Raw genomic sequence first — 23,268 nt, 5'->3', positions numbered from 1 at the left:
ACCAAAAGGCTTCAGTAATGAAGCCTTTTTTTATTCCCAAGTAAACGTGTCGATCCGATAGGTGCCAGAATCTGATAATTGATAAGTACCGTACTTTCCCTCTGCTTTCATCTCGAAAGAGATGGTCCATTGGTTTTTTGCTGTCTTTCTGCCATTCACCTTGAGTTGGGTAAATTCAAAGGCTTCTGGGATATAACAGAAACAAGATCGAGTATAGTATGCCTCAATAGTGCTCCCTTCTGATAAGGGTTCTTCAATGCTAAACTCCTCAAGGTCGGAAGGGATTTCAATCCAGAAGTGTTCAGTAAGTTCGTCGTCAGAAATTAGCGGTTCATCTGGATGTACAAAGGCATACTGAAAAATGGTTTTTTCACCTCGAGTCCAAATGGGGTATACCCCTGCATTATCGCTAAGGCTCAATTCCACATTCTCAAAAAATGCCCGTCTTTTATTTGCAGGATTTGCGCTCTCTTTTTCACAGGAAAAGAGTGTGCCCCATACCATAAGAGCTAAATTGGCCTTATTCATAAGTTGTGATATTTACGTTGCCACTACCAAGCTTTTTCCTAGCTTGGAAAGTACCTAGGCAAGTTGCTGAGGATATCATCCGTCATGTCGTCGACGGTGTATCCCTGCTGCCAACCCCAGTCCGCTCTTGCGACACTGTCGTCGATACTATCAGGCCAGGAGTCGGCAATGGCTTGCCTGAAATCTGGAGCAAAATCAATACCAAAAGTTGGATGATGCCGTTGGATCGACGAGGCCAGCTCTAATGGGGTGAATGAAAAAGCGGCTACATTATAGCTGGACCTTACTTTTACCTTTTCTTTTGGCGCTTCCATCAGATCGATGGTGGCTTTTATGGCATCGGCCATGTACATCATGGGTAACGAGGTGTTTTCGGATAAGAAGCAAGTGAATGGCTCACCGGCTAGTGCTTTGTGATAAATGTCCACGGCATAGTCGGTGGTACCACCTCCGGGAAGGGATTTGTAGCCAATTAGTCCGGGATATCTTAAGCTACGCACATCAACACCATATTTGTTGTAATAGTATTCACACCAACGTTCGCCTGCCAACTTACTGATGCCATAGACAGTATTTGGGTCTTTGACACAGTATTGAGGTGTATGTTGTCTTGGTGTATTTGGACCGAAAACGGCAATTGAACTTGGCCAATAGATCTTATTGAGTTGGTGCTTACGTGCTGCTTCCAGTATGTTGAGCAGACTGGTCATGTTGAGGTTCCAAGCCCACTGCGGGTTCTCTTCTCCCTTGGCAGAGAGAATGGCGGCCAAGTGATAGATCTGCGTGATCTGATATTTTTGGATGTAGCTATCAATGGCTTCGGCATTCATCACATCCAAATGTTCGAATTGAAATTCGGAAATACCGGGGCTTGGCCCAGCAATATCCGATGCAATTACATTGTCTTTCCCATGGAGCTCACCAAGGGCGTTGGTAAGTTCCGAACCGAGCTGACCACTGGCTCCAATGACTAAAACTCTTTCCATTCCTATCTTTCGTTGGCTGCAATATTAGACAAACAAGAGGAGATGTAAAACGTTTGCATCGTGAAAGGTAATTGAGCAAACATTCTTTATATCTTTGTCCTTCATGGAAGAATTGACTTTCACAGCCTACTTAAAAAGCAAGAAGATCGATCCGAAAAAGTTCTATTCAGCGGATGCTTCGATGTTTGAGCAATGGAAGGTTGAATTTGACCAAATGCATCCGAACAGTTTTACCCAACAAAAGCTTTTTTTGATCAATAAGATCCGGCGGGAAAATCCGTTGGCCCTAGCGGCCGAAACGCAGGTAAAGAAGAAGCCAGTGATGCGTCCGAAAATAGCAAAACCTAAATCTGAGTAACATGTACAAAACGTTAAAACCGAAGTTAGAAGCTGAATTAGAAGAGATCAAGGCAGCAGGCCTTTTCAAAAGAGAGCGTGTCATTGCCAGTCCTCAGGCTGCAGATATCAAAACTGCCGATGGCAAAGAGGTCATTAATTTTTGTGCAAATAATTATTTGGGGCTGAGCTCACACCCTAAGGTTGTTCAAGCGGCAAAAGATGCTATCGATACGCACGGTTTTGGAATGAGCTCGGTGCGCTTTATTTGTGGTACACAAGATATTCACAAAGAGCTGGAGCGCAAGATCTCCGAATTCTTGGGAACCGAAGATACCATTCTTTATGCGGCGGCATTTGATGCCAATGGTGGTGTTTTTGAACCGTTATTGGGTCCTGAAGATGCCATCATCTCCGACGCATTGAATCATGCCTCCATCATTGATGGCGTCAGGTTATGCAAAGCCATGCGTTTCCGCTATCAGCACAACGACATGGCAGACCTGGAGAAACAATTGCAAGATGCCAATGCAAAAGGAGCCAAGAACAAGATCATTGTAACAGATGGTGTCTTTTCTATGGACGGCACCATTGCGCAATTAGACAAGATCTGTGATTTAGCTGACAAGTATGAGGCCTTGGTGATGACCGACGAATGTCATTCTACCGGATTTATGGGTAAAACAGGACGAGGTGTGCATGAGCATTGCCATTGCATGGATCGTGTGGATATCATTACCGGAACCTTGGGCAAGGCGCTTGGTGGAGCGAGTGGAGGCTTCACGGCGGGTAAAAAAGAGATCATCGAGATGCTACGCCAAAAGTCAAGACCTTATTTGTTCTCCAATACCTTAGCACCATCTATCGTAGGCGCTTCCATTGCGGTATTCGATATGCTATCCGAAACCACGGAGTTGAGAGATAAGCTGGAAGAAAACACGAAGTACTTCAGAGAAAAAATGACGGCTGCTGGTTTCGATATCAAGCCAGGAGAACATGCCATTGTTCCTGTGATGCTTTATGACGCACCATTGGCTCAAAAGATGGCCGACGCACTCTTGGAAAGGGGTATTTATGTGATCGGTTTCTTCTACCCTGTAGTACCAAAAGGACAAGCCAGGATCAGGGTACAAGTTTCTGCAGGTCACGAAAAGCACCATTTGGATAAAGCCATTCAGGCCTTTACAGAAGTGGGTAAAGAACTTGGGGTGGTTTGATCGACTGCCTCTGAGGTTAGGTTCTTTATCCCGTTTCTACGCACTAGTCCTAGTGTTCTGCTAGGGCTCAATAAGTTTGTGCTCGATTGAGAATAGACAGTTCGTTTGAATGGTGACAAATGCTCACTATCACATGACTCAAGAACCAATACTCAATACGAAAAGAAGACTCATCGCTTCTTCCGATTTCATCCGGATACGTTCTGAACGCTTGCGCGCAAGCTTCAGTGTTGGCGCAGTGGCGTTATTTGTGGGTGCTCGGGATTAGGAATGGTCATTATTAGTGCACCTTATCTAGTCTTCGTCAATAGTGCAAAGCACAAACTTCCTGCTTCTGGACTCAGGCCTAGTGTTGCATTTAATTCTGAGTGGCCACCTCTACGTTCTGTTCAGGGGCGGCATCTTCAGTAAGATTGCTTTCTACTTCCTGTAGGTATTCATTGATTCGTTTACGGACGTCCGGTATCAATAGGTTGTTATCCAGACTGCCGTTTCTGGCAATGCTGATCTGCCCACTTTCTTCAGAAATGATGAGAATCAGGCTATCGGTTGCTTCCGACATGCCGAGGGCCGCGCGGTGCCGCATACCGAATTGTGCCGGCAATTCCTCTTCACTTACCGGCAGTACGCAACGAGCGGCTTTGATTCGTTCTTTAAAAATGATCACTGCTCCATCGTGGAGGGGAGAATATTTGTTGAAAATGGAGAGAATCAATCGTTTAGAGAGTTGCGCATCCATGATATCGCCGGTATCGGCGTAGAATTTTAATTCTGAGTTACGAGAGATTACCATCAACGCTCCGGTATTCGAGGCAGACAGCGTTTTAGTCGCTTCGATGATCGGGCTGATGTTCACGTTTTCTTTTCCTTGCCTTCTCTTCCAGATCATGATCGACTTTAATAATTCGTTCTGCCGAAAGGTGGATTTGCCAAGTAGGAGAAGGAATTTTCTGATCTCTTGAGAGAAAATAATGATCGCGGCAAGTACACCAACCCCCATGAATTGGCCGAGTATTCCAGCCAGCAGGTCCATTTCTGCCGCTCGTACAATCAGGTAAATGAGGTAGAGTAGTAGAAAACCGATCAATACCCTTACTGCTACACTTCCCTTCAACAATTTGTACACCTGATAAAGGAGAATGCTCACCAAGAGAATATCCACGATGTCGGTCCATCGGATGTCTAAAAAGCCTATTTTAAAAAGAAAGATCATGCGTTCAATTTGTGATGAAGTTGAACACATTCCATGGCGGCTTTCACGTCATGCACCCGTAAGAGGCTTGCACCCTGCTCAAGAGCAACCATGTGCAGAGCAGTTGTGCCGTTAAGTGCATTTTCTGGTGTAATGTCGAGCGTTTTATAGATCATGGATTTACGTGAAACCCCAGCCAAAACAGGTTGGCCGAGGGCCTTAAAATAGCGTAAATTTCTGAGTAACCTAAAGTTATGTTCGATCGTCTTGGCAAATCCAAAACCTGGGTCAATGATGACATCGGCAACGCCTAATTGATGGAGCCGGTTGAGTTTTGTTTGAAGCTCTTGATAGACTTCTGGCACCACATTTTCATACTCAGCCAGTGATTTCATGGTTTGCGGTGTACCCCTCATGTGCATAAGAATGTAGGGTACTTTTAAGGAGGCAACGGTTTCGAACATGAGTGGATCCAAGTTACCACCTGATACATCATTGATGAGCGAAGCACCAGCTGCAATGGCTTCGGTCGCTACAGATGCTCGAAATGTATCAATAGAGATCAGGGTGTTCGGTAAGGCCTGCCTGATGGTCTTAATTGCTGATACCACTCGTTCAATTTCTTGAGAAGGACTAATGTCTTCTGCACCCGGGCGTGTAGAATAACCCCCAATGTCTAAAATGGCTGCACCATCGTTCACCATTTCTTCTGCCTTCATTAAGAGTTGTTCCTCTTCTTGAACGCGGCTTCCTGCATAAAACGAATCAGGCGTTACATTCAATATCCCCATGACCTTGGGCTCGTTTAAATGCCATAGATTTCCATGTATATTCAATGTGCTTTTCACCTGAAAAAAACTATCTTTCGCGTTCAAAAATTGATCATTGCTAAACTCCTCACATCTTGGAAGAACAAACGGTAGGCGAATATAAAGAAGTTATTAAGGTCTGTAAAGAATTGTTCATGCGGAAGACGATCGATTATGGTTCTGCGTGGAGAATCTTGAGGCTATCGTCCATGACTGACCAGATCTTTATCAAAGCACAACGGATCCGATCCATCCAAGAAAAGGGAGGTCAGCGAGTCGATGATGACATTACCGGAGAATTTGTGGGGATCATCAACTACTGCCTGATCGCGCTCATTCAAATGGAATTGGACGAAAATGCACCAATGGAGCTAGAGGTAGATTACTTGGAAAAGCGATACGATCATTTCGCTGAAGCCACACGCCAATTGCTAGAAAACAAAAACCACGACTATGGTGAGGCTTGGCGCGATATGCGCGTCAGTTCAATGACCGACATTATTTTAATGAAGTTGTTGCGCGTCAAACAAATAGAAGACAACGAAGGGGAGACGCTTGTTTCGGAAGGCATTGACGCGAATTACATGGACATGATCAATTATGCTGTTTTTTGTTTGATCTTAATGGGGTTTGTAAAATCATGAAAGTATTGCATTCAGTAGCGCGTTATTTGGTTGGGGGGCTTTTTATCTTTTCCGGCCTGATCAAGATCAACGATCCCGTTGGCACACAGATCAAATTGGAAGAATACTTTACCGTTTTTGCCATAGACATTGCGCCCTTTTTCAATAGCCTGAAACCGGCCTCTTTGTTCTTGTCGATCACGCTTTCGACCTTGGAGGTGGTGCTTGGAATTGCACTCTTGCTTAAGTTCAAAGAAAAGCTAACGGCCCCAATACTTTTAGGGATGATCGTTTTCTTTACCTTTCTCACCTTTTACTCTGCCTATTTCAACAAAGTGACCGATTGCGGGTGCTTTGGAGATGCGATCAAGCTAACGCCTTGGCAGTCTTTTGGTAAGGATGTGGTGCTGCTCTTTTTCATAGTGATCCTATTCATGAAAAGAAAAGAGGTTGCTGAAGCCAAAGGGCGAATGGCTAGCATCGTGGTAGCCGCTTCGCTGGTGTTCTCTCTTTTGATCTCGTACAATGCGATCCAACACTTACCTGTGGTTGATTTTCGAGCGTATAAAGTGGGTACCGACCTGAATGCAGCGATTTTACCACCACCCGATGATCCAACGGCTGTGCCAGCCATCACCAATTATGCATTGTGGGGAGATGAGAGTGATTTCACCTTTGAATCGTTACGAGGGAACAAATTATTGATCATTGTACACGATGTAGAGAAAACGGATATGGACGCCTACCTACCGCTCACCAGTTTGATCAGCGCGCTGGGACGGGATGTTGAATCTGTTGCCATCACGGCATCAGCAGGACCCGATTTTGAAGTACTACGGCATGATGTGCAATTGGCAATTCCTTATTTCTACTCAGACAAAACACTTTTGAAGACCATGATACGGTCTAATCCCGGCTTGGTTTTACTGCAAGACGGTGTGGTGATGGCCAAGTGGCATTTCAATGATATTCCATCGGCAGCAGAGGTAATTAGCGAACTTGACTGATGAATGTAAAAGAGGGAATTTTTTTGGTAGGGCTAGCCGGAAGTGGGAAAACGACGCTCGGCAAGGAACTAGCGAAATTACTTCACTTGAAATTCATCGACCTCGATGCCGCCATCGAAGAAAAAGCAGGCAAGACAATACCAGAGATTTTTAATAGCCAAGGCGAAGGAAATTTTCGAATCCTTGAACGAGAGACATTACATGAACTGGTTGGCGAGCAAGATAGCTTTGTGATGGCAACAGGAGGAGGTACTCCTTGTTTTCATTTTAACATGGATACCATGAATGAACATGGGGTTACGATCTATTTGGATGTTGGCGTCGGAGACCTCGCTTTGAGGATAATGGATGCGGGAATCGAACATCGGCCGCTATTCATAAGCTACGACCATCAAGATTTGATTCAGGAGGTTCGTGAAATGAAGGAACAGCGAGCTGCTTTTTACGAGCAAGCCCAATTGATCATCAGAGATAATCAGATCACTAGCGACCTGATCATCTCTGAGTTAAGATCAAATGGATTTCTTAAAAATTGAACCCTAAGGTAAGCCTTGCTTGAACTTGTGTGACCTCTGTCGTAGCAGCTGGCCCCGTTCCATCAAAGAAACTGTAGGATTGAAAGAAGCGATCAGAAGTTGTGCTGCTAACACCTAAGTCAGCAAAAAAACCTCTCGAATAAACTCCAAGTCCGGCGGAATAGATGCGTTGACTCCGATCAATTCCATCAAAGCTGTCGTCATATGGATCACCTATTAAGGCGACGCCTGCTCTTAATCTTAAGACCGATAACCTCATTTCGGCACCTAATCGTGCATTCATGGTCGATTGATAAATGTTCCCAATGGTTTCGTTATCAGCAGTCTCGTTAAAATCCACCGAAGAAACGGAAGCGGCAGAGTAATCTAAGAATTCAACGTCTGCGGTAATGAATCCGATCTTTCCTATGAGGACGGAAGCTCCTAAATTATACCTCATTGGCGTTGTCAGCTCGTAATCCGAAATGAAGAGGTCGGTATTGGTTGAGAGGGTGTTCAATACGGTATCTTCCAAGATCAAGCGATCACCATTTCCATCCACAAAGTCGGCTACGTCGTAATTGTTGTATTCGGAAGTGTAGAATGCATCGCCCTCTTCGCTAAAGGTATACCAGGTTGGTGTGGTCACGGACGCTCCAATTCTAAAGAACTGTGTTGGTCTTAAGATCACGCCTAGATTTGCATTGAATCCATTGCCTCTCACCGATAAATATTCGTCAATGTTGAATGTGGAAAGGGCTGAGTTTTGGAATTCTTCATTGTAAATTCTATTGAAGGAATATCTTCCCGTCACAAAACCAATTCCTGCTCCGACATAGATTTTGTCATCATAATTCCCACCCACGGCCACATTGACCTGATCAATAAACCCCTTGCGCTGAATGCGTTCAGTTTGCTGCGGGAAGCCGTCTACAAAAGAAAGATACACCAGGTTGTTCAAGGGGTCGGGATTGATCAAGTAATGATCATAGCCCACTTGTTCGATTCCTCCTAACTGGTTGGGAGGGAGGCCCGTTGCGTTATCGATCATGGCATCGATGATGCTGCTATTCGGATTGAAGGCACTGTAGGAGATCGTTTCGTCGAAGCTGTTCAAACGATTATAGGTAATGCCCAACGTACCACCTCTCCATCCGCCAGGAATCAGGTCACTTTTGTTAAAGTTGATCACTGCGCCTGCATTGGTGAAGTTCCAAAGATCTTGCGTCGCGTTGATGGATTCTCCATTGAAGTTCGTTGCATAACTATTCATGGAGATGCCTGGGGTCAGGACGAATTGATTTCTATTGTAAAGTCCAAGACCGGCCGGGTTCAGAAAGGTAGCACTCATGTCGCCACCAAGTGTTGAACCGGCACCTGCCAAGCCAAAGACACGTCCACTGCCGTATTGCCCCCATTGGGTAAAGCGGAGGGCGTCTTGGTAATACCCAAAAGCATTGGGTGAGATCTGTGCTTGTAGCGAATTGTTTAGACAAAGGGCTACTAGGCTTACGAGGATAAGCTGAAATAACTTCTTCATGATTCAGATATTTTTAGTTTCTACCGCTTCTTGAACTGCCTCCTGATCGGCTGCTATCACTACTGCTGCTACCGCTACTGCTGGATCTTCCCGATGAGCCACTTGAACGACTCACACCGCTTGACCTACTTGAAGACCCACTTGAACGACTCACACCGCTTGAACGCGAACTACTTGAACGGCTCGAATTCGAATTGTATGAACGGCTAGGATATCCCGATACACTTCTTGAACTCGAACTTCTTGAATATCCGCTGTTGCTATTCCTGCTTTGAACAGATCGAGTGATGCTGCTTGAAGAAGTGCGATCGAAGGTCAAGGCCCCTGATCTGCTTGCCGAGCGACTGCTGCTTATTCGGCCAACATCAGCTCTTGTGATGCTCGAACTACGGCTGCTGTTCGTAATGCCGCTGGAACTTCTACCGGAAGAAATACGACTCGCATTTACTCTGCTTTGCGTAATTCTAGAGGAGCTTGAACTTGAGCTTACCCTGTTTTGATCTGTGCTAACGCGATTGATACGACCTGCTGTTAAGTCACTTCTGGTTTGATTGCTTCTTCCGATGGTGCGACCTGAAGAAACGCCTTGTGCATTGACTGATGATCTTCCTGACCTAACCACTGCAGCGCTTCTTACCCCTGATTCGCCAAGAGTTGCCCGTTGCGAACGTGTTCTGATGCGCGCACCATTTTGAGAATCTCTGGCCACCGTACTCACCGCTGTCGATTGTAATCGACCACTTCTTGTGATACCGGGTCTGTAGTTGCCATCACCATTATTGTTGACGATGATCGTGTTGCCCCAAGCATTGCCACCCCAAACGTTTCCACCCCAAAATGGACTGTTCCAGCGATTAAAGCCTACAAAGAATGGGTCGTACCAAGGATTCATCCATCCGCCTCCCCAGCCAAAGTTACTCCAACCAAGACCGACATTTACCGAGAAACGGTTATTCCAGAAAGGATCATAGAACGCCATGTTCATTGGTGTCATTGGCATCATCGCGCCGTACATGATATTGCCTACCATCAGGTTGCCGTACACAGGTAGTGCAGTACCGCCCCCAACGTTGTTTCCATAGAATGAGTTTCTTGCACGGCTTACGTTATTTTGCTGCCCTAAATAGGCGTCCATACGGTAACTATTGCCTTGATAATACTGATCATACCAAGCCAGCTTGAATTGATAATCGTTGGCCATCAATTCATCGAAAGAGGCCCTGGACCAATCGGTTTCCCAATCTAAGGGGAGTTCATAATAAGCCAGCTGTTCATTTTCGTAATCGTAAACAAAGTCATCGTAATTCAGCTCATTTGCTGATTTGACTCTTGGACCTTGCTCTTCGTAATAAACTACGGAGGATTGGTTCGTATATCGTTCTTGTAGTTCGGCAGGAATGCTTGCCTGTGAACGACTTTGTGCAACAACAGTAGGGTCTTCCGTCACGGAAGGTACCACTTTGGGTTGTTGCTTTCTATCGTTTCTGGTGAAGTAGATGTCATCGTACTCACCTTGTTGATGGTATTGATCTGGTGCGCATGCAAAGACCATTAGCATGCTGAGTGGTGCCACAAAGGATCTGAAGTAGAATTTGATTTTCATAAGCTTACCTTATTGGCTGTTTAAAGTTAATGTCTATTTCTCATTTTCACTTAAGAAAAGCCCCGAAAAGCATATATTTGTCGGAGTATTTTCAACGATAGTTGAGCAAGTATCATACCAAAAAAGCAATGAGCAAAGGAATACCAAAAAGAAGTGAAGATTATTCGTTGTGGTACAATGAACTCGTCAAAAAAGCGGACTTGGCTGAGAATTCTGCTGTTCGTGGGTGCATGGTCATTAAACCCTACGGCTTTTCCATTTGGGAGAAAATGCAAGCTGAGATCGATCGCATGTTCAAGGAGACCGGTCACACGAACGCGTACTTTCCTTTGTTCATACCCAAGTCATATTTAAGCAAAGAGGCTGACCACGTCGAGGGTTTTGCGAAGGAGTGTGCGGTGGTTACCCACTATCGTTTAAAGAATGACGAGAATGGTGGCGGCGTGGTGGTTGATCCGGACGCGAAGTTGGAAGAGGAGCTGATCGTACGTCCAACCTCTGAGACGGTGATTTGGAGTACCTACAAGAATTGGGTACAGTCGTACCGTGACTTGCCTTTATTGGTGAACCAATGGGCAAATGTGGTGCGTTGGGAAATGAGAACACGCTTGTTCCTGAGAACCGCCGAGTTTTTATGGCAAGAAGGACATACGGCTCACGCTACCAAAGAAGAAGCCATTGACGAGTCCGTTCAAATGATGAATGTCTATGCCCAATTTGCAGAGGAGTTCATGGCCATGCCTGTGGTCAAAGGAATTAAGTCGGAATCCGAACGTTTTGCAGGTGCCTTAGAAACCTATTGCATTGAGGCCTTAATGCAGGATGGCAAGGCCCTTCAAGCAGGGACTTCACATTTTCTAGGACAGAATTTTGCAAAGGCTTTTGATGTGAAATTCACTTCCAAGGAAGGAAAACAGGAGTACGTTTGGGGTACCTCATGGGGCGTTTCAACCCGACTTGTCGGTGCTCTGATCATGGCACATTCCGACGATCAAGGACTTGTTTTGCCTCCGAAATTGGCACCTGTTCAAGTGGTGATCGTACCGATTTACAAAGGGGAAGAGCAGTTAAATGGACTCCGTGAAACCCTAGCGCCACACATCGATTCGTTGAGGAAAGCAGGAATTTCGGTTAAACTTGATGATCGTGACACCCATAAACCCGGGTTTAAATTTGCCGAATGGGAATTGAAAGGTGTGCCCTTAAGACTCGCTATGGGTCCACGAGATATGGAGAACAATACCATCGAATTGGCGAGAAGAGATACAGGGGAGAAGGAGACTTTCGACTTGTCAAACGACCTCGTCGAAAAAGTTCAGTCTTTGATGGATGAAATTCAAGCGGCCATTTACCAAAAAGCCTTTGATTATCGAGCTGCTCATACGACTCCAGTCGATAGCTATGATGAATTGAAGGAAGTGTTGGAGGGAAAAGGTGGTTTTGTGTCGGCCCATTGGGATGGTACCCCTGAGACCGAAGAAAAGATCAAAGAAGAAACAAAAGCCACTATTCGCTGCATTCCCATTGATCAGGAGGAAGAAGAAGGAACGTGCATTTACTCGGGTAAGCCCTCAAAAAGACGTGTGCTTTTTGCCAAGGCCTATTAAATACTAGCCTTTTTGTACGTATATTATGGACTGAAATTATTCATTATGGGTGATTGGGTGTCCATCATTTTGCTCGTGGTTGTCGGGCTGATTTTGATCTATCTGGAACTTGTTTTTGTGCCTGGTACAACCATTTTGGGTTTGATCGGCTTAGCCCTGACAGGTATTGGGATTTACATAACCTTCGAGGCCTACGGGACAAGAGCCGGGGCGCTGGTGTTGGCAGGTTCTTTTGTAACCTCTATCATTGCGCTTGTGTGGAGTTTCAGGAAGAACTCATGGGATAAGTTTTCGTTAAAGACAACGAATAAGTCAAAGGTAAACGAGAGCTATACCGAGGGTTTACAAATTGAAATGCGAGGTGAAGCCGTGTCTGACCTCAAGCCAATTGGTAAAGCAGAATTCAATAATAAAGTATATGAGGTAACCTCTCACGGTCACTTGATCGATTCAGGTGAGCAGGTGAAGATCATTAAAATATCAGGAAATAAAATTATCGTTGAATCAATAAATCCATAGATTATGCAAGATATAGGCTTAATTATAGCCGTAGTCGGAGGGATTATCCTCCTTTTCGTTTTTCTGTACTTCGTACCGGTTAACCTTTGGATCACTGCTCGTTTTTCAGCGGTCAAAGTAGGCCTGCTCGAGTTGGTCTTCATGCGGATCAGAAAAGTGCCACCGCGCATTGTTGTCGACGCGATGATCACGGCAACCAAGGCAGGTTTGGAATTGACTACAACCGATTTGGAAACACACTATTTGGCAGGTGGAAATGTACCTACCGTGATCAAGGCACTTATTTCAGCAGATAAAGCCAATATCAACTTGGGTTTCCAGCAAGCAACAGCCATTGACCTCGCAGGTAGAGATGTGTTCGAGGCGGTACAGATCTCCGTGAATCCTAAAGTGATCACGACACCTAAAGTTGCCGCAGTGGCAGCCGATGGTATTCAGTTGATTGCCGTTGCGAGAGTAACGGTTAGGGCCAACATCCAGCAATTGGTGGGTGGTGCCGGCGAAGACACCATTTTAGCCAGGGTGGGTGAAGGTATCGTTACCTCTATCGGTTCGGCAGGCACCCACAAAGAAGTGCTTGAGAATCCAGACAAGATCTCCAAGTTGGTGTTGCAGCGAGGCCTCGATGCCGGCACAGCATTCGAGATCCTTTCCATCGATATCGCAGATGTTGATGTAGGTGCGAACATTGGTGCGCAACTACAAACAGATCAAGCACAAGCCGATCTGAAAGTAGCAGAAGCTAAGGCAGAGGAAAGAAGAGCCATGGCGGTTGCCGAAGAACAAGAAATGAAAGCCAAGTCACAAGAAGCAAGGGCAAAGGTAATTCAAGCAGAGGCCGAGATACCATTGGCCGTTGCAGAAGCCTTCCGTTCCGGAAACCTTGGGGTGATGGATTACTATAAGTTAGAAAACATTCAAGCCGATACGGACATGCGCGAATCCATTGCAAAACCTGAAAGCAGTTCTTCAGGAAAAAGACGCGAGGACAGTAAGAAAAAGTAAGTACTCAGGTATTTATAGAATAGGGTAGGTGGTGAGCTTACCCTTTTTTAATGCCAAAAATCCGAGCGGACTTGCTTTCACTTGTTCATAAGCCAAAGGAATAACGTCCCGTCCATTTCGATTAACGACCCCATACTTGGATCCTTTGCGCACTAAAAAATGCAAGGGGTCGAGTGGCTGAACGGCATCGTATTGCGGCGACTTGATGATTCTTCCACGAATGTCTGAGATTCCTTTCAAACCTCCGATTTCCAATTCGATCCATCCTTGATGTCGGGTGATCAGATCATATTTTACAGCCAGCACTTCTCTTCCTGTTCGGTCCACTAGTCCATATTTCTTGCTCGTTTTCACAACGGTAAGCGCATTGTAGAAACTCCCGATACTGTCATAGATCGGCTGAAGGACCAACTCTTCATTTCGATTGATCGCTCCCCATTTACCGATCAATTTGACCAGGGCAATGCCTTCTGAAAAATTCTTTACACTGTCGTAGCGGTTGGCAATGCGCAACTGACCGATTTCGTCAAGGAAACCCCACTGATCATCCTCCTTAAAGGCAATGTAGTTTTCTTGAAATTGACCAAGCTCCTGAAGACCGGAACTCAAATTCGTTACGAATTGGTCTTCGTATCGGAAGAAGAATTGTTTATCCCCTCTCTTTAGGTACCAAGAGGCAGAATTGAGTGCGTAAATGGTATCGTAATGATTATCAAATACGAGACTATCATTGAAGAAATAGGCTTGATAGCCTTTCTCTGAGCGCTTGAAGTACCCACCGGGTAGGAAGAAGGTCTCCTCATACCCTTTGGTCAGTTGCTTGCCATTGAGATCGGTAAGACCCGAAGCGCTTCCTTGAGAAAATTGATAATGGTCGGTGTGGAAGCTGAGCTGGTCATTGTATGGAGTGATCATCCAGTTGCCTGAATCATCGATCAACCCAACCCCTCGTGCATGTTGAACGATCAATCGGTTGGGCAACACGGCGTGGATGGAGTCGAACTCAAATGAAGTGCGTTCCTTGCCCTCAGCCGAGAGCAAGCCAAGCTTATCATTTCTTTTGGCAATAACCTGTCCATAGGCAGTGGTGTCTGCAATGTCTTGGTATCCTATGGAATTCAACGCTTGTCCCTCAGTAGAGAAAGCGAACCAGTTTTCTCCAGATGGTCGCTGGATTTTGCCAAGAGCGAATTGATCGAAGAGCATTAGGCTGTCGTAGGTCGAATTCAATACTTGCTCTCCACGCGCATTCAATAAGCCATAGCGTTTGGTGTCGTTATGTTGGACCAAGGCCAGGTTTGCCGTCGTTTTAATGAGCACATGATCAGTCAAATAAGATAGATAAGCTTCTTTGGGATTGATCACTCCCACATGTTTGTCGGTCTGTATGGCGAATAAGGAATCTCCAAGTGGTAGGATCTTATCGAAAAAGAAATTTGGTTGGTCATCTGTTGAGAAGAAGGTCCATTGAGGATATCCTTCTGCTTTGATCTCCTGATCACTAAGAAATATACGTCGGTGGATGGGAGGCACCACAACGCGGCCTTGTGCATCGACAACACCTAGTCTATTAAAGTAGGTAATTAAAAAGAACGAAGAACGAAGCGAGTTGATGGCTTGAAATTCTGCAGCGGTGATGGCCTTTCCTTGCCCGTCGTGCAGCGCATAAAGGCCCTCAGGATATTGAACAGCATAATGGTCGTCGTTCAGTGGTTCAATGCGTTTTGCTGTTTCACGGATCAAGGACCTGCCTTTTGCATCGTATAAGGATTGTGTTAATTGATCATTGACTTTTTCGGTAGCGATGAAATGATCGCCGCTGCTGGCCAGTCGTAGGAAATTGAATGGGATGACCGTTTTACCCTTTGTGTCGATCAGACCAAACTGCTGCAGAATGCTTTGGCTCGATCGCTTGCTGGCGATGAAATGGTTGGCATCATGTGGGATTAGGGTGGTGTACTCATGCCCGGTAATGGCTTTGCCATTTTCATTGTAGAGGCCCCATTTTTCATTCTTTCTTGCCCGAATGACCCCGTTGAAACTGAGTCCATCGTTTGCCCAGCCAATTTTTTCGAATTCTTTGCGTAGGATGGTGTCGTTACTGGTTTTGTTGACAAGGCCAAAGCGTTCGCCTCCATTGATTAAAGCCAATTGAAAAGCATGGGCTGAAAACCCTGCTAAACAAAAGATTAAAGAAATGATCAAACGCTTTATCAACATGAATGGTGTCGAATACTCGTTAAGCTTACGAAAAAAAGGAAAGTTAATTACACAAAAGGCCGGTCAGCGTACTGCTTATTTTTTGGCCGGTTGTTTTTCTAAATCGAAAAGGTCGTTCAGAATATCGATCAGTGTTTCCGCCTCGCCTCTTTTGCAGGCCGCTTTGAGCTGCAAGACAGGCAATTTAATGATCTTTTGAGTCAACGATTTCGATAAGCGCTCGGCAAAATCTTCCATTTCAGGAGAAGCATTTTTGAGGTGCTTTTTGAGTTCTTCTTGTCGAATTTCTTCAAGTGCCCCTTTCAGCTTTTGAATGGTTGGTGACACTTCCATTTCTAATGACCAATCTTTTAGATCGTTCAACGCTTCATCAATGATGGATTCAACTTTCGGTATGGAAGCCAAGCGTTTGTCGAGTGTTGCCGAAGCGTTACTCTGAATTTCATCAATGTTATACAAGGCCACACCATTAATGTCCTCAATTTGAGGATCGATTGAGCGCGGTATGGACAGGTCAATAAAGAACTGAAGGCTATGTGTTTCTTTGTTAGAAATGTGTGATTGAGCGATAAGGTTCTTAACAGGAACACTTGAAATGATCACATCGTAGGTATGCACCTGTTGAAGACTTTGCTCAAGGCTCCGTGCATTCAATGACAATTCAGTGGCCAATTCAATGGCTTTATCGAACGAGCGATTAGCAAGCATCACTTCAGCTTGTTCATCCGCTAAATGGCGGGCGACGTCTTCTCCAATTTCACCCAAACCCAGAATTAAGATTTTGGGATCTTGAATATTTTGTGTGATCGATCGAACCAATTCTGCCGATGCATAAGAGACACTCGCTGCGCCGTTTCTAAAATTGGTTTCTTGAAAAACCCTTTTGTTCGCAAAGAAGATCGTGTGAAGCAATCGATGCAAAAAAGGACTCACCACGTTTTCATCTGCAGAGATCTGATAAGCACGCTTCACTTGATTGATGATCTGTAAGTCGCCGATGACTTGTGCCTCTAAACCAAGCGAAACCCTGAATAACTGAAGAGACGCTTGAGAGGCGTCATTGATCACATGAAAATAATCCTTGTAATCGATCATGTTCGGTAGGCCTTTCTTTATGCCTAACACTTTGATGATCTCAACACTGAGGTCTTTTTCTGCCGAATAATAGACCTCTGTTCTGTTGCAAGTGGAAAGGACTAAAACATCCGATAGGTCAAGAAGCTCGTTGAGCGAACGGATCAGGCCCTTCACCAGGTCCTCATCCAAGGCAATGAGCTCACGGATGGCAACCGGAGTATTCTTGAATGAGAGTCCTATGTATTTAAAGTTTCCTTGCACAGATGGTCCTTTGCTTTAATGAGAAGCAAAAATAAACCTAAGTGTTTCGGTAAAAAAGTGATTTAAATCACGTCTAAGTTATTTAGAATGGTTCTTAATAAATAGGCTAAAAATGATATTTTCCGCTGAAATTGAATCATAATACATTATTTTAGTTCTGGCCACTTTAGCCAAATAGAACACACACAATCACCAATGCGCAAGAATCTAAGAGGAATTTTGGGCTTTTCTAAGCGAGAGATGAATGGGGTATTGCTTCTTATTCCCCTGATCTTATTTTTCCTCTTTTTGCCAAGCTTGTACGGGTATTTCTTTCCGCCCGACTACGACAACACGGTAGATCAACAACTGCTGGATAGTTTGGTCAGCTTGTTCCCCGATCCAGCAGAAGGAAATGACCATGAGGAACTCACTGAATTTTTTCTTTTTGATCCCAACGTGATCTCCGCTGATAGTTTGATGCGGTTAGGAATCCCTGGCTTCTTATCAAAGCGCATCGTCAATTACCGAAAGGCAGGTGGTCGTTTCAGAAGACCTGAAGACCTAAAGAAGATCTATGGTTTTCCAGACAGTCTCTTTGTTCAATTGCGTCCTTTTATTCAGGTCTCGACAATGAATAGCTCGCCACCACATAGTCGTGTAGTGAGCAAGAAAAAGGAAGTCAATGAGGCTATAAAGCGAGTTTTTACCGACTCGGTATCAACGAAGGCAGCACCCAAACCGTTGATCGTTGACATCAACTCTGCGGATACAACGGCGTTCAAGCAGCTGTACGGCATAGGCAGTGTTTATGCTAGCCGTATCATCAAGTACCGTAAGCTTCTTGGTGGCTATGTCTCGACCCAACAATTGGCAGAGGTCTATGGGCTCAGCGACAGTCTCCTTAATCAAATCGCGCCATTTTTGACCATTGGAGATTCAAGCGTATACAAAATACCCATCAATCTGGCGACATTTAAAGAGTTGAATGCACATCCATACATTAGTTTTGAACAGACCAAAGAGGTCTTCCATCAGAAAAGTAAGCTAGGAAAGTATCGCAGTGCAACGGATTTATTTAATTTAAAGACATTTGATTCTGCACAAGTGTACAAGCTACTGCCATACCTAGATTTCAAATGAGAAAAATACTGACCGCCTCACAGCTTCAAGCGACCGACGAATATACCATTACCCACGAACCCATTACCTCCATCGACCTCATGGAGCGTGCTTCTCAGTGTTTTGTAAGGGAATTTTTGGAATTGTTTCCCCGTCCATGCAACATACTGGTTCTGGTAGGTCCAGGAAATAACGGGGGAGATGGCTTGGCCATTGCTCGGCTGCTTCTGGAGAAAGGCTATGCAGTTGAAGTAGGTAGTGTTGCTGGCAATAGCTTGTCTAAGGACGCGCAGGTCAATGAACGTCGATTCAATTTGCCCATTCGTTCGCTTGCTAAAGGAGCATCACTTTCAGCTTATGAGGTGATCATCGATGCCTTATTTGGTAGCGGATTGAGTCGTCCGGTCGAGGGCACTTACAAAGACTTAATCGATGGGGTCAATGCTTCGAATCAATCGGTGGTCGCGGTTGATCTGCCTTCTGGTCTGATGGCGGATCAAGTGATTGAGGATACCGCAGTGGTTAGAGCCAATTACACCTTAACATTTCAATGTCCAAAGCTCACCTTTTTAATTCCTGAAACCGGTGAATTCTGTGGAGATGTCAAGGTGCTGGATATTGGCTTAGCCCAAGAGTTTATCGACCGAGTTCCCTCTCAACATTTCTTCATTGAACGAGAGGACGTGATTTTACCCGCACGTGAAAAATTTGCTCATAAAGGTCGCTATGGGCATGTTCAGGTCGTAGCGGGGAGCAAAGGCAAAATGGGTGCGGCAGTGCTTTGCACTCGTGCGGCCTTGCTTGCTGGGGTAGGCTTAGCTACCGCACACATACCGGCAAGAGGAGAGTCGATCATGCAGATCGCTGTCCCAGAAGCTATGGTTAGCCTAGACGATTCTGCTGATGTGGTAACAAGTGGGGTGGTTCCGCCTTCCATTAATGCGCTTTGCATTGGGCCAGGGCTTGGTCAAGATGAACGGACGGTGCAGTGGCTGTGTCGTTTTTTAGAAAAGAACTCACAGCCCTTAGTGCTTGATGCTGATGCCCTCAATATCCTTTCGGAGCATCATGAACTTTTTGATTTCATCGCTGGTAAGGCCATTTTAACACCTCACCTTGGTGAATTGGCCAGGTTGATCGGACCCACAGCCAATGGATTAGAACGAATCGAAAAATCTTTGCTATTGGCGGCTAAGCATGACGTGGTTGTTGTGATCAAAGGCGCTCATTCAAGTGTTATTGCACCCGATGGGAATGTTTATTTCAACAGCACCGGAAACCCTGGAATGGCCAAAGGAGGAAGCGGGGATGTATTGGCAGGATTGATCGCTGGCTTTTTAGCACAAGGGTTCAGTAGAGAATCGGCCACTAGACAGGCCGTGTATTATCATGGCGCCGCCGGAGATCATGCAAAGAAGGCATTAGGAGAACATTCAATCATGGCATCAGATTTGCTACATAGCTTACCACAAGTAATATGTAACGCATAGTTTGTTTGTTTTATTTGAAAAAACTTATCTTTATCTGAATTCTATCGTAAGCTAGAAGAATTGTTGTTTTGAATCCTTTACTCGCTACCATATCGCCATTACGTTCATTCTGCCTTTTGGCGGTGATGTGCCTGTGCCTAAACCTTTCGGCTCAGGTGACGACTGAGCGCTCAAAAGTGACCAATGACAAGATCAAGGTGGATGTTTTCCCCAATCCAACGACGGACCAAATCACTATTGACCTAAGTAAAACCGAGGTAAAGCAGCCGATCATTGAGATCCGTTCGATCATTGGTTCTAAGATGCAAGTCACGGTAGAAAAGTTAGGTCTACAAAAATACAAAGTGGATGTAAGCCGCTTCCCTAGAGGCTATTATCTTGTGCTCGTGAGAGAGGATAGAGAGAAATTCCAACAAACCGTTAGGTTCTCAAAGAAATAGTAATCCGTTTTCTTATCGGTTAAAATGCTGCGTTTCCAGGGGTTCTTGGAAAAGGAATGACATCGCGAATGTTCCCTAAGCCGGTCACAAAAAGCATGAGGCGTTCAAACCCAAGCCCAAAACCCGAATGAGGAACTGTACCGAACCTTCTCGTGTCCAGGAACCAATCCATCTCCTCCATAGGAATGCTCATTTCTCCCATTCGCTTAACCAACATGTCCAGTCGTTCTTCTCGTTGGGAGCCACCAACGATCTCACCGATCCCAGGGAATAGAATGTCCATGGCAGCGACCGTTCGTTGGTCTTCATTCATCCGCATGTAGAATGATTTGATCTCTTTTGGGTAATCGATCAAGATCACGGGTTTCTTAAAATGCTTTTCGACCAGGTAGCGCTCGTGCTCCGACTGAAGGTCAGTGCCCCAGCCTTCGACGGGAAACTGAAATTTCTTCTTTTTATTCGGTTTGGAATTCCGCAGGATGTCAATGGCCTCAGCGTAGGTTAGGCGCACAAAATCGTTCTCGGCCACAAAGCGCAGTTTCTCGGTTAAGGTCATTTCGCTTCGTTCAGCAGTGGGTTTGTTCTTTTCCTCTTCGAGCAAACGATTCTCAAAAAAGGCCAGGTCATCAGCACAATGATTCAGGGCATGATTGACCAAATATTTAAGAAATTCTTCAGCCAGGTCCATGTTGTCCTTTAAATCATAAAAGGCCATTTCCGGCTCGATCATCCAGAATTCCGCCAAATGCCTGGTGGTGTTGGAGTTTTCTGCTCGAAAGGTGGGGCCAAAGGTGTAGATCTCACCCAGTGCCAGTGCACCCAATTCACCCTCTAGCTGACCAGAAACGGTCAAGTTGGTTGCCTGACCGAAGAAGTCCTTTTTGTAATCCACTTGGCCATCCTCTGTTCGTGGAGGGTTGTTGAGGTCAAGGGCGCTTACAGCAAACATTTCACCTGCTCCTTCGGCATCTGAACCGGTAATAATGGGGCTGTGCCAGTAGTAAAAACCTTTTTCATGAAAGAATTGGTGGACTGCGTATGACATGGCATGACGTACACGGAATACGGCACCAAAGGTGTTCGTTCGAGGCCTAAGGTGGGCGATCTCACGCAGGAATTCCATGGAGTGTTTTTTAGGCTGAAGCGGATATTTTTCTGGATCAGCTTCTCCATAAACCACGAGTTCTGTTGCTTGCACTTCCATGGATTGACCACCTCCTTGAGAGGCGACAAGCTTTCCTTTAACACCAATCGAGGCTCCTGTGGTCACTCGCTTAAGGATGTCTTCTGAAATGACAGTCGGGTCTGCCACCACCTGCATGGAATTGATTGACGAACCATCGTTCAATGCGATGAAATTGACATGTTTATTGCCTCTTTTGGTTCTGACCCATCCCTTCACGAGCACTTCTCGATCAAATGAATCCGTTTGTAAAAGGGTCGAAATTTTTGTTCTTCTCAATTCCATTGTCCACTACTTAATAACAGAACACAAAGCAATAATTTTTCTAAGTCAATAACAACAATTTGAAAGTCAATATCATGGAAAGCTCATTCATTCCAGTGGGCGAAATAGAATACGTTTTAGCCCGTTTGAGTGCATTTTGAAAAATTTGCACGGTTTTTGTTAATAAGTGTCACAAGCCCACGTTTTTCATTCTTCTTTCTTTAAATTTGATTAAAGACAAGGGCATCTTCAACAATGCAAAAACTCAGTTTAAGTCAAACATTAGGTCAGAAGTTATCTCCTCAACAGATACAGTTCATCAAACTGCTACAAGTCCCTACGGCGGAACTAGACGCCCGGGTGGAAGAGGAATTGGAGCTCAATCCGGCATTGGAAGAGGGGCGTGAAGAGCCTGAGGTACAATCAGAGAGTGACGATTCAGCAGAAGACTTCGATACTGGCGACGACTTGAACATTGAAGACTACCTAGGGGATGACGATTACTCGGGTTATAAGATGCAGGGTGACGGCAATTACAGCGAAGAGGATGATAAAGAAATCCCTGTGGCGATGCAGGCCTCTCTCAATGACCAGCTCGAAGCACAGCTCGGCTATTTGGGCTTAGATGAACATCAGGAAACGGTGGCGAAACAACTCATTGGTAGTATCGAGTCCGATGGCTACATCCGTCGAGAACTAGATGCCATTGTGAACGACCTGGCTTTTGCTCAAGGCATTGAAACCGATACAGAAGAATTGGAGGAATTGCTTTTTCAAATTCAGCAATTTGATCCTGCTGGTATTGGTGCCCGTAATTTACAAGAATGCTTGCGCATACAATTGCTTCGAAAATTAGAGCAATTTGAAGACGACCGTGTATTGCAAACGGCCCTTGCGATCATCGACTTCTGTTTTGATGAGTTCACCAAAAAGCACTACGACAAGATCATTCGCAAGCTGAACATCGAGGAAGATGATTTGCTGAAGGATGCTGTAGCAGCCATTATTCGTCTCAATCCGAAGCCTGGAGGAGTTTCTGGCGGCTTGGTCAAAACACAATACTTGATACCGGATTTTCTACTTTCGAACACCAACGGCAAATTGGACCTTACCCTAAATTCAAGAAATGCGCCGGAATTACGCGTAAGCCACTCCTATTCGGACATGTTCAGCGCCTACGACAAAAGCGATAAAAAAGATAAGAAGCTGAAAGAGACGGTCAGTTTTGTCAAGCAAAAGCTCGATGCGGCCAAATGGTTCATCGATGCCATCAAACAGCGGCAAAATACGTTATTGCGAACAATGGAGGCCATTGTAAAGTATCAATATGAATTCTTCCTGGAGGGAGACGAAAGCAAACTTCGTCCCATGATCTTGAAAGACATTGCCAATGAGATTCAGATGGATATTTCAACGATTTCGCGTGTAGCCAATTCCAAGTCCATTCAAACCGATTTTGGTATTTTTCCACTCAAGTATTTCTTTAGTGAGGGCATTTCGACCGTAAGCGGTGAGGATGTGAGTTCGAGAGAGGTCAAAAATGTGTTGGCGCAATTGATCGAAAAAGAAGATAAAAAGAAGCCGCTCTCCGATGACAAGCTCGAAAAGTTGTTGAAAGCAAAAGGCTATCATATTGCTAGAAGGACGGTTGCTAAGTACCGAGAGCAGTTGAATATTCCTGTGGCGCGATTAAGAAAGGAGCTTTGATTTGAAGGCTTCTGCCAAGTTACTTTCGTATATCTTTC

General features: G+C 45.1%; 21 protein-coding genes. 12 read left to right on the top strand and 9 right to left on the bottom strand.

The features are described from left to right. Positions 1-30: 30 nt before the first annotated feature. Entirely contained in the window at positions 31-528 is a 498-nt protein-coding gene (locus AC2D6U_RS08595) for a hypothetical protein (protein WP_484720547.1), read from the bottom strand. A 38-nt stretch (positions 529-566) separates the two neighbouring features. Further along, positions 567-1,514 carry an NAD-dependent epimerase/dehydratase family protein gene (locus AC2D6U_RS08590; RefSeq protein WP_484720546.1) on the bottom strand — a complete coding sequence of 316 codons (948 nt, stop codon included), beginning with the start codon at positions 1,512-1,514 and terminating at the stop codon, positions 567-569. A gap of 103 nt (positions 1,515-1,617) precedes the next feature. Between AC2D6U_RS08590 and AC2D6U_RS08585 the strand changes: the two genes are divergently transcribed. Both AC2D6U_RS08585 and kbl read left to right on the top strand, forming a co-directional pair. After that, complete coding sequence (locus AC2D6U_RS08585) at positions 1,618-1,872, top strand: hypothetical protein (protein WP_484720545.1); 255 nt, start codon at positions 1,618-1,620, stop codon at positions 1,870-1,872. Between the two features lies 1 nt (position 1,873). Next, the gene (gene kbl, locus AC2D6U_RS08580) at positions 1,874-3,067 is read left to right on the top strand and encodes a glycine C-acetyltransferase (protein WP_484720544.1); all 1,194 of its coding nucleotides are present in this window, start codon (positions 1,874-1,876) and stop codon (positions 3,065-3,067) included. 358 nt (positions 3,068-3,425) lie between these two features. On the opposite strand, the gene cdaA is transcribed toward kbl, so the two are convergent. Both cdaA and folP read right to left on the bottom strand, forming a co-directional pair. Beyond that, positions 3,426-4,280: a diadenylate cyclase CdaA gene (gene cdaA, locus AC2D6U_RS08575; protein ID WP_484720543.1), complete on the bottom strand. Its 855-nt coding sequence runs from the start codon at positions 4,278-4,280 to the stop codon at positions 3,426-3,428. Next, a complete protein-coding gene (gene folP / locus AC2D6U_RS08570; RefSeq protein WP_484720542.1) occupies positions 4,277-5,050 on the bottom strand; it encodes a dihydropteroate synthase in 774 nt (257 codons plus the stop codon). The genes cdaA and folP overlap by 4 nt, the downstream gene beginning before the upstream one ends. Before the next feature lie 113 nt (positions 5,051-5,163). On the opposite strand from folP, the gene AC2D6U_RS08565 reads away from it, so the two are divergent. From AC2D6U_RS08565 to AC2D6U_RS08555, 3 genes are read left to right on the top strand one after another with little or no spacing between them, the layout of a single operon-like run. Continuing rightward, positions 5,164-5,712, top strand: a complete 549-nt coding sequence (locus AC2D6U_RS08565; protein WP_484720541.1) for a DUF1599 domain-containing protein — start codon at positions 5,164-5,166, stop codon at positions 5,710-5,712. Beyond that, on the top strand, positions 5,709-6,698 hold the full coding sequence (locus AC2D6U_RS08560) for a MauE/DoxX family redox-associated membrane protein (RefSeq protein WP_484720540.1): 990 nt from the start codon (positions 5,709-5,711) through the stop codon (positions 6,696-6,698). The genes AC2D6U_RS08565 and AC2D6U_RS08560 overlap by 4 nt, the downstream gene beginning before the upstream one ends. Further along, positions 6,698-7,234, top strand: coding sequence for a shikimate kinase (locus tag AC2D6U_RS08555; RefSeq protein ID WP_484720539.1), 537 nt, complete (start codon positions 6,698-6,700; stop codon positions 7,232-7,234). Before AC2D6U_RS08560 ends, AC2D6U_RS08555 begins: the two co-directional genes overlap by 1 nt. Here the strand turns inward: AC2D6U_RS08555 and AC2D6U_RS08550 are convergent. Further along, positions 7,224-8,753: an OmpP1/FadL family transporter gene (locus tag AC2D6U_RS08550; protein WP_484720538.1), complete on the bottom strand. Its 1,530-nt coding sequence runs from the start codon at positions 8,751-8,753 to the stop codon at positions 7,224-7,226. The two genes, AC2D6U_RS08555 and AC2D6U_RS08550, sit on opposite strands and share 11 nt — an antisense overlap. Before the next feature lie 13 nt (positions 8,754-8,766). Continuing rightward, a complete protein-coding gene (locus tag AC2D6U_RS08545) occupies positions 8,767-10,356 on the bottom strand; it encodes a hypothetical protein (RefSeq protein WP_484720537.1) in 1,590 nt (529 codons plus the stop codon). A gap of 128 nt (positions 10,357-10,484) precedes the next feature. Between AC2D6U_RS08545 and proS the strand changes: the two genes are divergently transcribed. The 3 genes from proS to floA are packed head-to-tail and all read left to right on the top strand — an operon-like array spanning position 10,485 to position 13,487. Continuing rightward, positions 10,485-11,963: a proline--tRNA ligase gene (gene proS / locus AC2D6U_RS08540; RefSeq protein ID WP_484720536.1), complete on the top strand. Its 1,479-nt coding sequence runs from the start codon at positions 10,485-10,487 to the stop codon at positions 11,961-11,963. Between the two features lie 12 nt (positions 11,964-11,975). Further along, positions 11,976-12,482: an NfeD family protein gene (locus AC2D6U_RS08535; RefSeq protein WP_484720535.1), complete on the top strand. Its 507-nt coding sequence runs from the start codon at positions 11,976-11,978 to the stop codon at positions 12,480-12,482. A 3-nt stretch (positions 12,483-12,485) separates the two neighbouring features. Next, positions 12,486-13,487 carry a flotillin-like protein FloA gene (floA, locus tag AC2D6U_RS08530; RefSeq protein ID WP_484720534.1) on the top strand — a complete coding sequence of 334 codons (1,002 nt, stop codon included), beginning with the start codon at positions 12,486-12,488 and terminating at the stop codon, positions 13,485-13,487. A 12-nt stretch (positions 13,488-13,499) separates the two neighbouring features. On the opposite strand, the gene AC2D6U_RS08525 is transcribed toward floA, so the two are convergent. Then, entirely contained in the window at positions 13,500-15,692 is a 2,193-nt protein-coding gene (locus tag AC2D6U_RS08525) for a WG repeat-containing protein (protein ID WP_484720533.1), read from the bottom strand. Positions 15,693-15,782: 90 nt separating this feature from the next. Continuing rightward, a complete protein-coding gene (gene hemA / locus AC2D6U_RS08520; RefSeq protein ID WP_484720532.1) occupies positions 15,783-17,045 on the bottom strand; it encodes a glutamyl-tRNA reductase in 1,263 nt (420 codons plus the stop codon). Positions 17,046-17,240: 195 nt separating this feature from the next. Here hemA and AC2D6U_RS08515 point away from each other — a divergent pair, with 195 nt between their 5' ends. The 3 genes from AC2D6U_RS08515 (at position 17,241) to AC2D6U_RS08505 (ending at position 20,076) form a co-directional block, all read left to right on the top strand. Continuing rightward, entirely contained in the window at positions 17,241-18,167 is a 927-nt protein-coding gene (locus AC2D6U_RS08515) for a ComEA family DNA-binding protein (RefSeq protein WP_484720531.1), read from the top strand. Continuing rightward, entirely contained in the window at positions 18,164-19,636 is a 1,473-nt protein-coding gene (locus AC2D6U_RS08510) for an NAD(P)H-hydrate dehydratase (protein WP_484720530.1), read from the top strand. The genes AC2D6U_RS08515 and AC2D6U_RS08510 overlap by 4 nt, the downstream gene beginning before the upstream one ends. Before the next feature lie 68 nt (positions 19,637-19,704). After that, the gene (locus tag AC2D6U_RS08505) at positions 19,705-20,076 is read left to right on the top strand and encodes a T9SS type A sorting domain-containing protein (RefSeq protein ID WP_484720529.1); all 372 of its coding nucleotides are present in this window, start codon (positions 19,705-19,707) and stop codon (positions 20,074-20,076) included. 19 nt (positions 20,077-20,095) lie between these two features. Here the strand turns inward: AC2D6U_RS08505 and asnS are convergent, their stop codons facing one another. Then, on the bottom strand, positions 20,096-21,544 hold the full coding sequence (asnS, locus tag AC2D6U_RS08500; protein ID WP_484720528.1) for an asparagine--tRNA ligase: 1,449 nt from the start codon (positions 21,542-21,544) through the stop codon (positions 20,096-20,098). 234 nt (positions 21,545-21,778) lie between these two features. Here asnS and rpoN point away from each other — a divergent pair, with 234 nt between their 5' ends. Next, positions 21,779-23,230 carry an RNA polymerase factor sigma-54 gene (gene rpoN / locus AC2D6U_RS08495; protein ID WP_484720527.1) on the top strand — a complete coding sequence of 484 codons (1,452 nt, stop codon included), beginning with the start codon at positions 21,779-21,781 and terminating at the stop codon, positions 23,228-23,230. The last annotated feature ends 38 nt before the right edge of the window (positions 23,231-23,268 follow it).

Source organism: Roseivirga sp. YIW32 (genome assembly GCF_057219245.1).
Note: the sequence above shows the minus strand (reverse complement) of the source record. Positions and strands in the feature narration are given on the sequence as shown.

What these genes read in the sequence shown, in the direction of transcription:
- AC2D6U_RS08590 (WP_484720546.1), bottom strand. Translation starts at nt 1,514, where the DNA reads ATGGAAAGAGTTTTAGTCATTGGAGCCAGTGGTCAGCTCGGTTCGGAA.
- AC2D6U_RS08560 (WP_484720540.1), top strand. Translation starts at nt 5,709, where the DNA reads ATGAAAGTATTGCATTCAGTAGCGCGTTATTTGGTTGGGGGGCTTTTT.
- rpoN (WP_484720527.1), top strand. Translation starts at nt 21,779, where the DNA reads ATGCAAAAACTCAGTTTAAGTCAAACATTAGGTCAGAAGTTATCTCCT.
- floA (WP_484720534.1), top strand. Translation starts at nt 12,486, where the DNA reads ATGCAAGATATAGGCTTAATTATAGCCGTAGTCGGAGGGATTATCCTC.
- AC2D6U_RS08555 (WP_484720539.1), top strand. Translation starts at nt 6,698, where the DNA reads ATGAATGTAAAAGAGGGAATTTTTTTGGTAGGGCTAGCCGGAAGTGGG.
- kbl (WP_484720544.1), top strand. Translation starts at nt 1,874, where the DNA reads ATGTACAAAACGTTAAAACCGAAGTTAGAAGCTGAATTAGAAGAGATC.
- folP (WP_484720542.1), bottom strand. Translation starts at nt 5,050, where the DNA reads ATGGGGATATTGAATGTAACGCCTGATTCGTTTTATGCAGGAAGCCGC.
- AC2D6U_RS08595 (WP_484720547.1), bottom strand. Translation starts at nt 528, where the DNA reads ATGAATAAGGCCAATTTAGCTCTTATGGTATGGGGCACACTCTTTTCC.
- AC2D6U_RS08515 (WP_484720531.1), top strand. Translation starts at nt 17,241, where the DNA reads ATGCGCAAGAATCTAAGAGGAATTTTGGGCTTTTCTAAGCGAGAGATG.
- cdaA (WP_484720543.1), bottom strand. Translation starts at nt 4,280, where the DNA reads ATGATCTTTCTTTTTAAAATAGGCTTTTTAGACATCCGATGGACCGAC.
- asnS (WP_484720528.1), bottom strand. Translation starts at nt 21,544, where the DNA reads ATGGAATTGAGAAGAACAAAAATTTCGACCCTTTTACAAACGGATTCA.
- AC2D6U_RS08545 (WP_484720537.1), bottom strand. Translation starts at nt 10,356, where the DNA reads ATGAAAATCAAATTCTACTTCAGATCCTTTGTGGCACCACTCAGCATG.
- proS (WP_484720536.1), top strand. Translation starts at nt 10,485, where the DNA reads ATGAGCAAAGGAATACCAAAAAGAAGTGAAGATTATTCGTTGTGGTAC.
- AC2D6U_RS08510 (WP_484720530.1), top strand. Translation starts at nt 18,164, where the DNA reads ATGAGAAAAATACTGACCGCCTCACAGCTTCAAGCGACCGACGAATAT.
- AC2D6U_RS08550 (WP_484720538.1), bottom strand. Translation starts at nt 8,753, where the DNA reads ATGAAGAAGTTATTTCAGCTTATCCTCGTAAGCCTAGTAGCCCTTTGT.
- AC2D6U_RS08585 (WP_484720545.1), top strand. Translation starts at nt 1,618, where the DNA reads ATGGAAGAATTGACTTTCACAGCCTACTTAAAAAGCAAGAAGATCGAT.